Origin of the sequence: Streptomyces sp. NPDC050856, from assembly GCF_040653855.1 — a bacterium.
Taxonomy (GTDB): domain Bacteria; phylum Actinomycetota; class Actinomycetes; order Streptomycetales; family Streptomycetaceae; genus Streptomyces.
Window position 1 is genome coordinate 1 of record NZ_JBFAGV010000041.1, and the last position, 14,941, is coordinate 14,941.

Annotated in this window: 13 protein-coding genes; 7 read left to right on the forward strand and 6 right to left on the reverse strand. The window is 75.1% G+C overall.

Features of this window, described 5'->3' with window-relative positions; all coding sequences use genetic code 11:
- Positions 1-206 precede the first annotated feature (206 nt).
- A complete protein-coding gene (locus AB0H53_RS26565) occupies positions 207-2,351 on the forward strand; it encodes a primosomal protein N' (RefSeq protein ID WP_362118334.1) in 2,145 nt (714 codons plus the stop codon).
- Positions 2,352-2,509: 158 nt separating this feature from the next.
- Here the strand turns inward: AB0H53_RS26565 and AB0H53_RS26570 are convergent, their stop codons facing one another.
- Positions 2,510-3,070: a hypothetical protein gene (locus AB0H53_RS26570; protein ID WP_362118337.1), complete on the reverse strand. Its 561-nt coding sequence runs from the start codon at positions 3,068-3,070 to the stop codon at positions 2,510-2,512.
- 227 nt (positions 3,071-3,297) lie between these two features.
- Between AB0H53_RS26570 and fmt the strand changes: the two genes are divergently transcribed.
- The 6 genes from fmt to AB0H53_RS26600 all read left to right on the forward strand — a co-directional run bounded on the left by fmt (position 3,298) and on the right by AB0H53_RS26600 (position 10,813).
- Positions 3,298-4,245 (forward strand): methionyl-tRNA formyltransferase, encoded by a 948-nt coding sequence (gene fmt, locus AB0H53_RS26575; protein ID WP_362118340.1) that lies wholly within the window; start codon positions 3,298-3,300, stop codon positions 4,243-4,245.
- A gap of 504 nt (positions 4,246-4,749) precedes the next feature.
- The gene (locus tag AB0H53_RS26580) at positions 4,750-6,171 is read left to right on the forward strand and encodes a transcription antitermination factor NusB (protein ID WP_362118344.1); all 1,422 of its coding nucleotides are present in this window, start codon (positions 4,750-4,752) and stop codon (positions 6,169-6,171) included.
- 186 nt (positions 6,172-6,357) lie between these two features.
- Positions 6,358-7,041, forward strand: coding sequence for a ribulose-phosphate 3-epimerase (rpe, locus tag AB0H53_RS26585; protein ID WP_362118347.1), 684 nt, complete (start codon positions 6,358-6,360; stop codon positions 7,039-7,041).
- A gap of 74 nt (positions 7,042-7,115) precedes the next feature.
- Positions 7,116-8,174, forward strand: coding sequence for a sugar-binding domain-containing protein (locus AB0H53_RS26590; protein WP_362118350.1), 1,059 nt, complete (start codon positions 7,116-7,118; stop codon positions 8,172-8,174).
- A gap of 163 nt (positions 8,175-8,337) precedes the next feature.
- Positions 8,338-9,780: a GuaB1 family IMP dehydrogenase-related protein gene (locus tag AB0H53_RS26595; protein ID WP_362118353.1), complete on the forward strand. Its 1,443-nt coding sequence runs from the start codon at positions 8,338-8,340 to the stop codon at positions 9,778-9,780.
- Positions 9,781-9,943: 163 nt separating this feature from the next.
- Positions 9,944-10,813: an RNA polymerase sigma factor SigF gene (locus tag AB0H53_RS26600; protein ID WP_362118356.1), complete on the forward strand. Its 870-nt coding sequence runs from the start codon at positions 9,944-9,946 to the stop codon at positions 10,811-10,813.
- Positions 10,814-10,869: 56 nt separating this feature from the next.
- Here AB0H53_RS26600 and AB0H53_RS26605 read toward each other — a convergent pair whose 3' ends face one another.
- Genes AB0H53_RS26605 through AB0H53_RS26625 form a run of 5 tightly spaced genes read right to left on the reverse strand, consistent with a single transcriptional unit; the run spans position 10,870 to position 14,923 of the window.
- Entirely contained in the window at positions 10,870-12,117 is a 1,248-nt protein-coding gene (locus AB0H53_RS26605) for a PP2C family protein-serine/threonine phosphatase (protein WP_362118456.1), read from the reverse strand.
- Between the two features lie 8 nt (positions 12,118-12,125).
- Positions 12,126-13,133: an ATP-binding protein gene (locus AB0H53_RS26610; RefSeq protein ID WP_362118359.1), complete on the reverse strand. Its 1,008-nt coding sequence runs from the start codon at positions 13,131-13,133 to the stop codon at positions 12,126-12,128.
- Entirely contained in the window at positions 13,133-13,642 is a 510-nt protein-coding gene (locus tag AB0H53_RS26615; protein ID WP_362118362.1) for an ATP-binding protein, read from the reverse strand. Before AB0H53_RS26615 ends, AB0H53_RS26610 begins: the two co-directional genes overlap by 1 nt.
- Positions 13,626-14,036 (reverse strand): STAS domain-containing protein, encoded by a 411-nt coding sequence (locus AB0H53_RS26620; RefSeq protein WP_362118365.1) that lies wholly within the window; start codon positions 14,034-14,036, stop codon positions 13,626-13,628. The genes AB0H53_RS26615 and AB0H53_RS26620 overlap by 17 nt, the downstream gene beginning before the upstream one ends.
- The gene (locus AB0H53_RS26625) at positions 14,033-14,923 is read right to left on the reverse strand and encodes an STAS domain-containing protein (RefSeq protein ID WP_362118368.1); all 891 of its coding nucleotides are present in this window, start codon (positions 14,921-14,923) and stop codon (positions 14,033-14,035) included. Before AB0H53_RS26625 ends, AB0H53_RS26620 begins: the two co-directional genes overlap by 4 nt.
- Positions 14,924-14,941: the final 18 nt, after the last annotated feature.

Consider the following 14,941-nt stretch of genomic DNA (forward strand, 5'->3'; position numbering starts at 1 on the left):
ATCTACGCGCAGACCGCCGCCTACGGCCACTTCGGCCGCGAACTGCCCGACTTCACCTGGGAACGCACCGACCGCGTCGACGCCCTCCGCAAGGCGGCGGGGCTGTAGGCACGCTTCCCCGAAGTCCGGCACCCCTCGGCGGGTGCCGGACTTCGGCGTTTTCCGCGGCAGCCGCGCTGTCCGTGCGGTCTGGTAGGAAGGTGGCTGTGAGCAGCGAGAACGGGAAGCAGCGGGGGCGGCCGGACGAACAGCCCGAGCAGCTCGCGCTCATCCGGGAGACCGTCCGCACGGCGAAGGTGCCCCGGGCCAAGCCGCGCACCTGGCGAGGGGCCGCGCTGGCCCCAAAGCTCCCGGTCGCGCGGGTGGTGGTGAACAAGGGCGTGCTCCACCTCGACCAGTTCTTCGACTACGCCGTGCCCGAGGAGCTCGACACCGTCGCCCGGCCCGGGGTGCGGGTGCGGGTGCGGTTCGGTGCCGGGTCGCACCAGGTGCGCGGCGGGCGGCGGGAGGGCGGCCGGCTCATCGACGGCTTCCTGATCGAGCGCCGGGCGGAGTCCGACTACGCGGGCCCGCTCGCCGCGCTCGCCGGAGTGGTGTCGCCCGAACCGGTGCTGAGCCCCGAGCTCCTCGGGCTCGCACGGGCGGTGGCCGACCGGTACGCGGGCAGCCTCGCCGATGTCCTCCAGCTCGCGGTCCCGCCGCGCAACGCCCGTGCCGAGGGCAGACCGTCACCCGAGCCGCTGCCCCCGCCCCCGGCACCCGATGCGGGCACCTGGGCGCGCTACGGACAGGGCGCCGCCTTCGTCGAGGCGCTCGCCCGGGGCGGTGCGCCCCGTGCCGTGTGGAACGCGCTTCCCGGCCCGCACTGGGCCGATGAGCTGGCCCGGGCCGTCGCCGCGACCCTGGCGTCGGGGCGCGGGGCCCTGGTCGTGGTGCCCGACGGGCGCGCCGCCGCCCGGGTGGACGCGGCGCTGACCGGCGTCCTGGGACAGGGCCGGCACGCGGTGCTCACCGCCGAGGCCGGCCCGGAGAAGCGGTACGCGCAGTGGCTCGCCGTCCGGCGGGGCGCCGTGCGGGCCGTCGTGGGCACCCGGGCCGCGATGTTCGCCCCGGTACGGGACCTCGGGCTCGTCGCCATCTGGGACGACGGCGACTCCAGCCACAGCGAGCCGCACGCGCCGCTGCCGCACGCCCGCGAGGTGCTGCTGCTGCGCGCCGCGCTCGACAAGTGCGCCTTCCTGCTGGGCGGTACGAGCTGCACGGTCGAGGCCGCCCAGCTCGTCGGCACCGGCTGGGCGCGGCCGCTGGTGGCGCCCCGCGAGCTGGTCCGGACGACCGCCCCGCTGGTCCGCACCGTGGGCGACACGGACCTGGCGCGTGACGAGGCGGCCCGCGCCGCCCGGCTGCCCTCACTGGCCTGGCAGGCGGTGCGCGAAGGACTCAGGACCGGGCCGGTGCTGGTGCAGGTGCCGCGCCGGGGGTACGTCCCCCGGCTGGCCTGCGAACGGTGCCGTGCGCCCGCCAGGTGCCGGCACTGTGCCGGGCCGCTGGAGGCGCCCGAACAGCGTGGACTCAGGTGCGGCTGGTGCGGCCGGGGCGCGCCCGACTGGCACTGCGCCGAGTGCGGGGGCACCCGGTTGCGGGCCCAGGTCGTGGGCGCGCGGCGCACGGCGGAGGAGCTGGGCCGGGCGTTCCCCGCGGTACCGGTGCGGACGTCGGGGCGGGACCACGTGCTGGACACCGTGCCGGGCAGGCCCGCGCTGGTGGTCAGCACTCCGGGCGCCGAGCCGGTCGCCGAGGGCGGGTACGCGGCGGCGCTGCTGCTGGACGGCTGGGCCATGCTGGGCCGGCCGGACCTGCGGGCCGGTGAGGACGCGCTGCGCCGCTGGATCGACGCGGCCTCGCTGGTGCGCGGACAGGGCGAGGGCGGCACCGTCGTCGTGGTGGCCGAACCGACCCTCCGGCCGGTCCAGGCGCTGGTGCGGTGGGACCCGGTCGGGCACGCCCAGCGGGAGCTGGCCGAGCGGGCGGAGCTGGGCTTCCCCCCGGTGTCCCGGATGGCGTCCGTGACCGGACGCGCCGAGGCGGTGGCCGCGTTCCTCGCGGCGGCGGACCTGCCGGGCGACGCCGAGGTGCTGGGCCCGGTACCGCTGCCGCCCCCGCCGCCGGGGGCACCCCGCCGTCCGGGTGACGCGCCGCCGGGCGAGGTCTGGGAGCGGGCCCTGCTGCGGGTACCGCCCGGCAGCGGCGCGGCCCTCGCGGCCGCCCTCAAGGCGACCCAGGCCGCCCGGCTGGCCCGTGGCGGCGACGCCCCGGTCCGCATCCGGGTGGACCCGCCGGACATCGGCTGACCCCGGTCGGCGGGAGGCCCGCCGGGGCGCGGGCGAGCGACGGGTGACGGCCCGAGCGGGGGCACGGCACCGCGTCCCGGCCGGGCGCACGCGCGCCCGTACCGGGCCGGCCGCCCCGCCGCGGCCGGATGCGCGGGACGGCCGTGCCGATGGGCGGCTCAGCCGTTGCGGGGGGCGGGGAAGGCGGCGCCCGGTCGGGCCTCCTCGCGCAGCGACTGGGAGCCCGCCGTCGGCTGCGGCGGCATCGACCGGGCGGCCGGGACGGCGGGCACCGGCGGGCCCCCGGGGACGCCCGGAAGGCCCGGCAGCGTGCGGGTCGTGCCGGGCTCCGTCGCGCGCTCCGCGTCCGGGCCGGTCGCCTGCTGCGCCGTCGCCTTCCGCGTACCGTACCGGCGGTGGACCGCCTGCTTGGTCACCCCTAGCGCCGAGCCCACCGCGTCCCACGAGAAGCCCAGCGAGCGGTCGAACTCCACCGCGGCGGTCACCAGCGTCTCGACGCTGTCCCGCAGCTCCTGGGCGAGCCGGACGGTGGGGGCCGGGGCCCGGCCGTAGACGACGAAGCCCGTGGACGGGCCGGACCGCCGCGGGCGGTACACATTGCCGAGCTGGGCGGTGAGGGTGCGCAGTGCGTCCACCTGCCGGCGGACCCGCTCGATGTCCCGCACCAGCAGGTGCAGACTTGCCCGGGCTTGGGCGTCGTGGGTTGCGTGGTCGGCCATTGACAAGCCTCTCGAACCGGCGTGGAAAAGGGGTGGGCCGCACCGGGGCGGCCCGTTTCGGTCAATCTCACTTGACCAACGCGCCACCGGCGGTCGGGGTCACGCTGGAACGGCGTATCCGAACGCCCGCGGGGCGCGCGCAGTGACGTACGCCCCCTGCCGCCCGGCCGCCTAGACTGGTGCGCCGCCCGCCCACCGCCCCGGAACAGACAGGCAGTCAGCCACCGATGAAGCTCGTGTTCGCAGGCACCCCCGAGGTCGCCGTACCCGCTCTGGACGCCCTGATCGCCTCCGACCGGCACGAGGTGGCCGCTGTGGTGACCCGGCCCGACGCGCCCGCCGGACGGGGCCGCAGGCTGGTCGCCAGCCCGGTCGCCCAGCGGGCCGAGGAGGCCGGTATCGAGGTGCTGAAGCCGGCCAGGCCCCGGGACGAGGACTTCCTGGCCCGGCTGCGCGAGATCGCACCCGACTGCTGTCCGGTCGTCGCCTACGGAGCGCTGCTGCCCAGGGTCGCGCTCGACGTGCCCGCGCACGGCTGGGTCAACCTGCACTTCTCGCTGCTGCCCGCCTGGCGCGGCGCCGCTCCCGTGCAGCACGCGGTCATGGCCGGTGACGCGGTGACCGGGGCGTCGACCTTCCGTATCGAGGAGGGGCTGGACTCCGGGCCCGTCTACGGCGTGATCACCGAGGAGGTGCGGCCCACCGACACCAGCGGCGACCTGCTCACCAGGCTCGCCTTCGCCGGTGCGGGGCTGCTCGCCGCGACCATGGACGGCATCGAGGACGGCACCCTGGAGCCCGTGCCGCAGCCGGCCGACGGCATCACCCTGGCGCCGAAGATCACGGTCGAGGACGCGCACGTGGACTGGGCGGCGCCGGCGCTGCGCGTGGACCGGGTGGTGCGCGGCTGCACGCCCGCGCCGGGTGCCTGGACCGTCTTCCGGGGGGAGCGCCTGAAGCTGGTCCAGGTGGCGCTCGTGCCCGAGCACACCGGCCTGGCCCCCGGCGAGCTGTCGGCCGGCAAGAACAACGTGTACGTGGGGACCGGCTCGCACGCCGTCGAGCTCCTCTGGGTGCAGCCGCAGGGCAAGAAGCCGATGCGCGGCGCGGACTGGGCGCGCGGGGTGCGCATCGCCGTGGGGGAGCGGGTCGGCGGTACGGACCCGGCGATCTAGGACGGAAACCGTCCTGTACCGCGCCCGGGTTTGGCCCGTGGCCTCGGATGGGCGAAGAGCTGGTGGCGGCGCCGCGCGCCTTCCCCCCCCACCGTCAGCGAGCTCACACCCGGCGGCATCCTCCACCACGTCACCGGGAGGAGCGCGGGTGGCCGGAGATCCTGACCAGCGGCAGCGGCAGCGGCAGCGGCGCCGCAGCGGACGGCAGGCGGGACGCGGCTCCGGGCTCGCCGCCGGGCGGGAGGGTGCCGCTGCCCGAGGCGCCCTGGGAGCCCGGCGCCGGGCACCACCGCTCCGGACGCCGGATCCCGCCGCACCTGTGTGCCCGGAGACCGCGCGGCACACCGGGCACGCCGGGCACGCGGACATCATCGGGGAGCCGCTCGACGGCGCGGACACCACGGCGCGGCTGGGCAGGTGACGGGAGCCCGGCCGGGCGGCGGCCGGCCTTCGGCAGGGATTACGCTGGAGGGGTTCGGCCCTTACGAAAACGCGGAGCACCTTGTGAGCGAGCAGTCCCGTCGCCGTCCCCCCAAGCCGTACCGCCGCCCCAAGAAGGATCCGGTCCGTATCCTGGCCTTCGACGCGCTGCGGGCCGTCGACGAGCGTGACGCCTACGCCAACCTGGTCCTGCCGCCGCTGCTGAGGAAGGCCCGCGAGCGGGACGGCTTCGACGCCCGGGACGCGGCGCTCGCCACCGAGCTGGTGTACGGGACGCTGCGCCGCCAGGGGACGTACGACGCGATCATCTCCGCCTGCATCGACCGGCCGCTGCGCGAGGTCGACCCGCCGGTCCTGGACGTGCTCGCGCTCGGCGCCCACCAGCTCCTGGGGACCCGCATCCCCTCGCACGCCGCGGTGTCCGCGAGTGTGGAGCTGGCGCGGGTGGTGCTCGGCGACGGGCGGGCCAAGTTCGTCAACGCCGTGCTGCGCAAGATCGCGCAGCACGACCTGGACGGCTGGCTGGAGCAGGTCGCCCCGCCCTACGAGGACGACCCCGAGGACCATCTGGCCGTGATGCATTCGCACCCGCGATGGGTCGTCTCGGCGCTGTGGGACGCGCTGGGCGGTGGCCGGGCCGGCATCGAGGACCTGCTGGAGGCCGACAACGAGCGGCCCGAGGTGACACTGGTCGCCCGCCCGGGCCGGTCCACGACGGACGAGCTGCTGGACGCGGTCGGCGAGGAGGCCGGGCTGCCGGGACGCTGGTCGCCGTACGCGGTACGGCTGAGCGAGGGCGGCGAGCCGGGTGCCCTGGAGGCCGTGCGCGACGGCCGGGCCGGCGTCCAGGACGAGGGCAGCCAGCTCGTCGCGATCGCACTCGCCAACGCCCCGCTCGACGGCCCCGACCAGCGGTGGCTCGACGGCTGCGCCGGCCCCGGTGGCAAGGCGGCCCTGCTGGGCGCGCTGGCGGCCGGGCGGGGCGCCGCCCTGCTCGCCTCCGAGAAGCAGCCGCACCGGGCCCGCCTGGTGGACCGGGCGCTGACCGGCAACCCCGGCCCGTACCAGGTCATCGCCGCCGACGGCACCCGCCCGCCGTGGCGCCCCGGTGCCTTCGACCGCGTCCTGGTGGACGTGCCGTGCACCGGCCTGGGCGCGCTGCGCCGCCGCCCGGAGGCCCGCTGGCGCCGCCGTCCGGAGGACCTCAAGGGCTTCGCCCCGCTGCAACGCGCCCTGCTGACCGAGGCGCTGAGCGCGGTACGGGTGGGCGGCGTGGTGGGCTACGCCACCTGCTCGCCGCACCTGGCGGAGACCCGGGTGGTCGTGGACGACGTGCTCAAGGCGACGGGCGGCGCGGAACTCCTGGACGCCCGGCCCCTGATGCCCGGCGTTCCCGCGCTCGGCGACGGCCCCGACGTCCAGCTGTGGCCGCACCTGCACGGCACGGACGCGATGTACCTGGCCCTGCTGCGGCGCACGGCCTGACCCGGGCCGCCGCCCGCCCGGCCGGGCGGCGGCCCGGGCGGGGCGGCCGGGGGACGGGCCGAGGGCCACCGCGAATGCCCGGACTGCGGCGAGTGCCCCGGTCCGTACCGGACGGGGTGCCGGTCCGGCGGTGCCCGCCGGGCCATCCGGTCAAAGAAACCCCATGGGACATGGCAGGCTTGGCACATGGCCCAGATCAACCCCAGCATCCTGTCCGCAGACTTCGCCCGGCTCGCCGACGAGGCCAGGGCCGTCGAAGGCGCCGACTGGCTCCACGTCGATGTGATGGACAACCACTTCGTGCCCAACCTCACCCTGGGCGTCCCCGTCGTGGAAGCGCTCAGCCGGGCGACGGACACCCCGCTGGACTGCCACCTGATGATCGAGGACCCCGACCGCTGGGCTCCGCAGTACGTGGAGGCCGGGGCCGGCTCGGTCACCTTCCACGTCGAGGCCGCCGCCGCCCCGGTGCGGCTGGCCCGGGAGATCCGCGCCAAGGGCGCCCGCGCCGCCATGGCCCTGAAGCCGGCCACGCCCGTCGAGCCGTACGAGGACCTGCTCCCCGAGCTCGACATGCTGCTGATCATGACCGTCGAGCCGGGCTTCGGCGGCCAGGCGTTCCTGGACATCACGCTGCCCAAGATCCGCCGCACCCGGGAGCTGATCGGCAAGCACGGCCTGGAGCTGTGGCTCCAGGTGGACGGCGGCGTATCGGCGGCCACCATCGAGCAGTGCGCCGAGGCGGGCGCCGATGTGTTCGTCGCCGGGTCGGCGGTCTACGGCACGGACGACCCGGCCGCCGCGGTGCGGATGCTGCGCAACCAGGCGAACGAGGCGACCGCCGCCGCCGGCTGGGCGTGCGGCCACTGAGCCACGAGCAGATGAACGCCACCCGACAGGACTGATCACGGTCCGCCGCATCTGCGAGGATGGCGGTCCGAAGTGTGAAGAGCAGTGAGGAGAACGCGGTGTCTGCAATGTCGGCGGGACGGCCAGCCCTGCGGATGGGACCCGCGGAGCTGGTGCAGGCGGCGGCCATGGCCCGCCGCTTCTACCTCGAGGGCAAGTCCAAGATCCAGATCGCGGAGGAGTTCGGCGTCAGCCGCTTCAAGGTCGCGCGGGTCCTGGAGACGGCCCTGGAGCGGGACCTCGTACGGATCGAGATCCGCGTGCCCGCCGAGCTGGACGCGGAGCGCTCCGACGCGCTGCGCGCCCGGTACGGCCTGCGCCACGCGGTCGTCGTGGAGTCCCCGCCGGAGGGCGAGGACTCCTCGCCCGACCCGGAGAACCTGGGCGAGGTGGCGGCCGACCTCCTCGGCGAGCTGGTGAACGAGGGCGACGTCCTGGGCCTCGCCTGGGGCCGGTCGACCATCCACATGGCCGCCGCCCTGGACCGGCTGCCGCCCTGCACGGTCGTCCAGCTCACCGGCGTCTACGACGCCGGCACCGCCGAACGCGGCTCGGTGGAGGCGGTGCGCCGCGCCGCCCAGGTCTCCGGCGGCGAGGCGCACCCCATCTACGCGCCGATGCTGCTGCCCGACCCGGCCACCGCCGCCGCGCTGCGCAACCAGACCGGGATCGCCCGCGCCTTCGACTACTTCGACAAGGTCACCGTCGCCGCGGTCTCCATCGGCTCGTGGGAGCCGGGCATCTCCACCGTCCACGACATGCTCAGCGACGAGGAGCGCGCCCACTACGCGTCGCTCGGTGTCGCCGCCGAGATGTCGGCCCACCTCTTCGACGCGGCCGGCCGCCGGGTCGGGCGCGACCTGGGGGAGCGGTGCATCACCGTCGAGGCCGACCGGCTGCGCCGCATCCCGGAGGTCGTGGCCATCGCGGGCGGCCAGCGCAAGGCCGCCGCCATCGGAGCCGTCCTGAGATCCGGTCTGGTCACCAGCCTGGTCACCGACACCTCGGCCGCTGACTACCTGCTGACCGAGTCGGCTCCCGGACCGCGCCCGGCGCTGGACCGGGTCGACCCCGACGACCTGGCCCGTCCGTAGCCGGCCGCGCCCCGGTTGGAGCATCGCACCAGGCCACCCCGTGTGGCCTGGAGCTTTCGCCCGGGGCGGGCACCGGTGCCGTCATGGGAGACTGAAGTACGTGCGTTTTCCCCCCGGCTGAAATGCCCGGGGGCCAACTCCGAACGACTGGGATGTTCAGCACGTGCGTTTCCTCAATGACCTGAAGCCGCCGTACGACCTCACGTACGACGATGTGTTCATGGTGCCTAGCCGCTCGGCCGTGGGCTCCCGCCTGGGCGTCGACCTCAGCTCCCCCGACGGCTCGGGGACCACCGTCCCGCTGGTCGTCGCCAACATGACGGCGATCGCCGGCCGCCGGATGGCGGAGACCGTGGCCCGCCGCGGCGGCCTCGTCGTCATTCCGCAGGACATCCCCATCGAGGTCGTCACCGACGTCATCTCCTGGGTCAAGAGCCGCCACCACGTGCTCGACACCCCCATCGTGCTCGACCCCACGCAGACCGTCGCCGACGCCCTGCACCTGCTGCCCAAGCGCGCGCACAACGCGGGCGTCGTGGTCGACGCGGACCGGAAGCCGGTCGGCGTCGTCACCGACACGGACCTGACCGGCGTCGACCGCTTCACCCAGCTGTCCGAGGTCATGTCCAGGGACCTGCTGCTGCTCGACGCGGAGATCGACCCGCGCGAGGCGTTCAACACGCTCGACCACCACAACCGCCGGTACGCCCCGGCCATCGACAAGGACGGCCGCCTCGCCGGCATCCTCACCCGCAAGGGCGCGCTGCGCGCGACGCTCTACACACCGGCCGTGGACGACCGGGGCCGGCTGCGCATCGCCGCCGCCGTCGGCATCAACGGCGACGTCGCCGGCAAGGCCAAGCAGCTGCTGGACGCGGGTGTGGACACGCTCGTCGTGGACACCGCCCACGGCCACCAGGAATCGATGATCGCCGCGATCAGGGCCGTCCGCGGCCTCGACCCGCACGTACCGATCGTCGCGGGCAACATCGTCGCCGCCGAGGGCGTACGCGACCTGGTCGAGGCCGGCGCGGACATCATCAAGGTCGGTGTGGGCCCCGGCGCCATGTGCACCACCCGCATGATGACCGGTGTGGGCCGCCCGCAGTTCTCCGCCGTCCTGGAGTGCGCCGCCGAGGCCAAGAAGTACGGCAAGCACGTCTGGGCCGACGGCGGCGTCCGTCACCCGCGCGATGTCGCCATGGCGCTGGCCGCCGGCGCGTCCAACGTCATGATCGGCTCCTGGTTCGCCGGTACGTACGAGTCCCCGGGCGACCTCCAGCAGTCCGCCGACGGCCGCCTGTACAAGGAGTCCTTCGGCATGGCCTCCGCGCGCGCCGTCCGCAACCGCACGAGCGAGGAGTCCGCCTACGACCGGGCCCGCAAGGCGCTGTTCGAGGAGGGCATCTCCACCTCCCGGATGTTCCTCGACCCGGCCCGCCCGGGTGTCGAGGACCTGATCGACTCGATCATCGCGGGTGTCCGCTCGTCCTGCACCTACGCCGGTGCCGCCTCGCTGGAGGAGTTCGCCGACAAGGCGATCGTGGGCATCCAGAGCGCCGCCGGTTACGCCGAGGGCAAGCCGCTGCACGCCAGCTGGAACTGACCCGCCCTCACCACACGCTCCAGGAGCCGCCTCCCGTCCCGCGCGGGGTGCGGCTCCCGGCGCGTTTCACCGGCCGTCCGCGATGGGCGGGCGTGACCCGGGCGAACCGGGGTAGGCGCGCCAGTGCCCGCGCACGGATGAGAACCAGGGAGGGCAAGTGTCCATGACGGCCACGGTCACGACCGGTCCCGCACCGCAGACGGTTTCCCGGGTGGGGGTGGCCGCCGAGGAACTGCCGGTGCTCAGGAACCCGGCCGCGGTGGCTCCGAGGGACGCCAAGGAACTCTCCAAGCGGTTCTTCGAGCGGCTGGCGGCCCTGGAGGAGGGGACCGCGGAGTACCAGTACGTACGCAACACCCTCATCGAGCTCAACCTCTCCCTGGTCAAGTACGCGGCCACGCGCTTCCGCAACCGCTCCGACCAGATGGAGGACATCGTCCAGGTCGGCACCATCGGACTGATCAAGGCCATCGACCGGTTCGAGCTGACCCGGGAGGTCGAGTTCGCGACCTTCGCGATGCCCTGCGTGATCGGTGAGATCAAGCGGTTCTTCCGGGACACCAGCTGGTCGGTGCACGTGCCGCGGCGGCTTCAGGAACTCCGTATCGACCTGGCCCGGGCGAACGACGAACTCTTCCAGCGGCTGGACCGCTCGCCGACCGCCGCCGAGCTGGCCGACCACCTCGGGCTGACGGAGGACGAGGTGGTGGAGGGACTGGTGGCCGCCAACGGCTACTCGGCCGGCTCCCTGGACCTGCCGCTCGACGACGGTGGCGGCGACTCCTCCGAGACCCTCGGCGACCGGCTGGGCGAGTCGGACCGCGACATGGAACTGGTGGAGAACGTCCAGGCGCTGAAGCCGCTGATCGAGGAGTTCGACGAGCGGGACCGGGAGATCCTGCGCATGCGGTACGTCGAGGAGATGACGCAGGCCCGGATCGGGGCCGAGCTGGGCGTGTCCCAGATGCACGTCTCCCGGCTGCTGTCGCGGATCACCGCACGGCTGCGGGAAGGGCTGCTCGCCGCCGAGTGAGGGGCCCCCGATGCCCGGGCCGCGCGCTCCCGCCGCGGGCGACCACGGCCGGCCGGTCAGTCCCCGGAGGCGGCGGGCGGGGCCTCCACCCGGCGGACCGTGAGCGCCACCGTGTCGTCGGGATGGAGGATCACGGTGTGCATGTCCTCGGCGATGGCGCCCGGGATCTGCTCTATCGGCCGGTGGCGGTGGCGCCGCGCCGCGCTCGCCAGCCGCTGCTCGCCCTCGCGCGGGTCGCGCCGGCTCTCGGTGAGCCCGTCGGTGTAGAGCACCAGCAGGTCTCCCGGCTCCAGTCGGTCCCGAAGCAGCCGCTCGCTGCCCGGCAGCGGGAAGCCGATGCCGCGCCCGCGCACCTCCAGCAGCCGGGTCGTGCCGTCCTCGCGCACCAGCAGGGCCGGCGGGTGACTGCCGTTGGCCAGCACCAGGTCACCGTTCGACGGGTCCAGACGGGCCAGCTGGACGGTGGCCATCAGCTCGTGGTCGAAGGTCGCCAGGACCTCGTCGGTACGGGCCACGATCGACTGCAGCGGGTGGCCCTCCAGCGCCAGTGTGCGTACCGCGTGGGTCACGTTGAGCGCGCTGCGCGTACTGGTCAGGCCGTGGCCCAGCGCGTCCACCACCGTGATGTGCACCGTGCCGTCCGGCAGCAGGAACCAGTCGTACAGGTCACCGCCGGTCGGGGCGTGCTTCTCCGCCGGCTCGTAGTGCACCGCCATCTCCAGGCCCGGCACCCGTACCGGTGGCGGGCGCAGCGCGTCCTCCAGCTGGCGCAGTATCCGGCCGTGTGCCTGGCGCAGTTGCTCGTCGCGCTCCTCGAGCTGGACGTAGAGCGCCAGCACCCCGCTGTTGGTCTCGGCCAGCTCGTGCTTGAGCCGCCGGTGGTCCTCGGCGAGCGCGTCCATCCGGCGCACCGCCTCACCCAGCTCCTCCTCCAGCAGCTCGACCAGGCCCGGCGGCTCCTTCCTGGCCGGCTGGGCGGGCAGCGCCGGCGCGGGCACCCGCCACACGGCGGCGGCGCCCGGCATGGGCTCCGCCGGCAGCGGCAGGCCGTCCAGCGACGGCCGGCGCCGCGCGTACGGCAGCCGCAGCCGTACGGTCAGCCGCGGCTCGCCCCCGGCCGGCTCCTGGGGTACGGCCTCCAGGATCACCGGCCGCCCGGCGTCGAGCTCACGGGCGGCCACCTGCACCGCCGACAGCGCCAGCCGGTAGCGCAGCTCGACGGGCAGACCGGCGCGGTGGGCCAGACGGCGCAGGGTGGTGCGCAGGCCCGCCAGCGAATGGTGGGTGGTGGTCTGCGGGTTCATGACCGTACTCACGCGCCTCTCCGTGCCGGGCCGACGGCGAGTACGGTCGCGTCGTCCCGGCCGCGCCGGTGTTCGTGGACGAGCGCCCCCGCGAGCAGGGGAGCGGGCAGTCCCAGGAGGAAGGGCGACGGGTCGCGCATCCAGCGGTCGTCGACGCCGTCGGTGTGCAGGACGACGGTACTGGCCGGTCCGGCGGTGAGCCGCCGCACCCGCGGCTCGGGCATGTTCCAGCCGACCACACCCGGCTGGCCGCCGAACCGCTCCCGCACGCCGTGGTGGCTGAGCACCTGGGCCCGGATGTTGCCCACCGAGCACAGCTCCGCCACGTCGGGCGCCAGCCGGACCAGGGCGACGGCCGCGCCCCGGGTGCGGCGCAGCGCCCGGTGCATCGCCTGGAGCAGGCCCGGCAGCGGCAGCGCCGGGTCCCGGTGGAAGACCCGGACGGCCAGCTCGGCGGCCTCCGCGGCGGGCTCCCCGTGGCCCAGGCCGTCGACGACCAGGGCGGTGCGCCGGCCGTCGGCGGTGGCCACGCCCCAGGAGTCCCCGCAGGCGCGCTCGCCGTCGGCGGGCACCCGCAGCGCCCCGACGGCCGGCACCTCGGGGGCGGTCCCCGGCCGGCCCACCGGCTCGCCCAGCCGGGCGCAGACCAGCGTGCCCGTGCCCGGCCTCGTCCGCAGGGTGAACTCGTCCGAGATCCTCCGCACCGCCCCCAGGCCGGACCCCAGGGAGCTGCTGGTGCTGTACCCGTCGGCCAGGCACCGCTCGGGGTCCGCCATACCCGGCCCCCGGTCCACCGCCAGCACCTCCACGCCGGCCCGCAGCGGCAGCGGCTGGATGTACACCGAGCCGGACTGGGCGTGCTTGGCCACATTGCTGGCCAGCTCGCTGGCGAGCACGGCGGCCCGGTCCGGCAGCGCCCCGGAGAGCCCCTGGGCCTCCGCCGTCCGGCGGGCGGCGGAGGCCGCGAGCTGGACGGCGCTGTAGTGGTCGACCCGGATGTGCGCGGTGACCGTCATCAGCGCTCGTTCCAGCGGGTCACGACCACGGTGGTCCCCCGTCCCGGAACGCTGCGCACCTGGAACTCGTGCATCAGCCGGCGCGCGCCGCCCAGCCCGTGCCCCAGGCCGCCGCCGGTGGTGAAGCCGTCGGCGAGCGCGGCCTCCACGTCCGGGATGCCCGGGCCGTCGTCCCGCACGGTCAGGCGCAGCCCGCGGCGGCCCGGCTGGCTGAGGAGCTGGATCTCCAGGGTGCCGCCGCCCCCGTGCACATAGGCGTTGCGGGCCAGCTCACTGGCGGCGGTGACGATACGGGTCTGGTCGACGAGCCCGAAGCCCGCCTCGATCGTCGCGGCGCGCACCGCGTGCCGCACCGTCAGCAGGTCCTCCTCGGAGGCGACGGTGTAGCGCGCCGGGCGTGCCCCGTCCGGCCGCCCGTCCGGCTCCGCGGCCTCGCCCCCCGTGCCGTCCGGGGCGCGCGGCGCGACCACGTCGGGGCCGGCCGCCAGCCATTCACCGTACAGCGTCAAGGCGGCCCTCCCGGGGTGGCTGGGGCATGCGGTGCCAGCCCAGCGCGGTGAGGCCCTGCTCCGCGTTGAGGGCCGTCTCCACGCCGGTCAGCTGGAGGCCCAGCTCCACCAGGGTGATCGCGACCGCGGGCCGCATCCCGGCCACGATGACCCGGGCGCCCAGCAGCCGTGCCATCGTGGTCAGCTCCATCAGCGTGCGGGCCACGAACGAGTCGATGACCTCCAGCCGGGAGATGTCGATCAGGACCCCCCGGGCGCCGTCGCCGACGATGCGCTCGGTGAGTTCGTCGGTGAAGGCGAGCGCCGACTGGTCGTCGAGCTCGTTGAGCAGCCCGGTGACCAGCACGTCGCCGAGCCGGAGAATCGGGACGCCGGTGGCGCGAGGGGCGCTCACGCGGTCACCGGCCGGGCGGAGCCGGTGCCGGGTCCGGCGGCGGGCTGGTCGGTGAGCTGGATGGCCGCCGCCAGCGCGTCCGCCAGTGTGGCGCGCGTCAGGATGTTGGACAGGTCGATGCCCAGTTGCGCGATGGTCTGCGCGATCGGGGGCCGGATGCCGCTGATGACGCAGTCGGCACCCATCAGCCGCACCGCGTTGACGGTGTGCATCAGGTGCTGGGCGACCGCCGTGTCCACCGCCGGGACGCCGGTGATGTCGATGATGGCCACCTGCGCCTCGTTGTCCTGGATGGCCTGGAGCAGGCTCTCCATGACCACCTGGGTACGGGCGGTGTCCAGCGTGCCGATCAGCGGGACGGCCAGGACGTGGCGCCACAGCCGCACCACGGGCGTGGACACTTCGAGGAGCTGGCGGCTCTGCCGCTTGATGATCTCCTCGCGGCCCTCCACGTACGTCTCGAAGGAGAGCACCCCGGCGGCGTCCAGCAGCCGGCTGATCAGGATCGCGGCGGAGTACAGCTCGGCCGAGTCGCGGGTGGTGTGCTGCACGGCCGACAGCAGCGCCTCCTTGAGGGAGAGGACCGCCATCGAGGTGGCGGTCGGCGAGGCGCCCGCCCTGGCCCGCCGCAGCGAGAGCTCCATCACGGCCTGCCGGAGGTCGCTGCGGGTGGCGACCAGCCGCTCCACCGGTACGTCGCCGGCCAGGCCCGCGACCAGCGCCGAGATGAGCAGGTCGGCCTCTTCACGGACCTCGTGCTCGCTCATGTCGGTGCTGAGCACGGCCTGCTCCAGCTGAAGGCGTACCCAGCGGTCGGCGATTTCCTCCTCGCGCTCCCGCAGAGCCTCGCAGAGCCGGTCCCGCACGCTCGATTCGCTGGTGTTCACACGCACCTCTCGCCTTCG

Excerpts from the sequence above, each read along its gene's own strand:
- fmt (WP_362118340.1), top strand. The coding sequence starts at position 3,298 with ATGAAGCTCGTGTTCGCAGGCACCCCCGAGGTCGCCGTACCCGCTCTG.
- rpe (WP_362118347.1), top strand. The coding sequence starts at position 6,358 with ATGGCCCAGATCAACCCCAGCATCCTGTCCGCAGACTTCGCCCGGCTC.
- AB0H53_RS26570 (WP_362118337.1), bottom strand. The coding sequence starts at position 3,070 with ATGGCCGACCACGCAACCCACGACGCCCAAGCCCGGGCAAGTCTGCAC.
- AB0H53_RS26610 (WP_362118359.1), bottom strand. The coding sequence starts at position 13,133 with ATGACGGTCACCGCGCACATCCGGGTCGACCACTACAGCGCCGTCCAG.
- AB0H53_RS26600 (WP_362118356.1), top strand. The coding sequence starts at position 9,944 with ATGACGGCCACGGTCACGACCGGTCCCGCACCGCAGACGGTTTCCCGG.
- AB0H53_RS26605 (WP_362118456.1), bottom strand. The coding sequence starts at position 12,117 with ATGAACCCGCAGACCACCACCCACCATTCGCTGGCGGGCCTGCGCACC.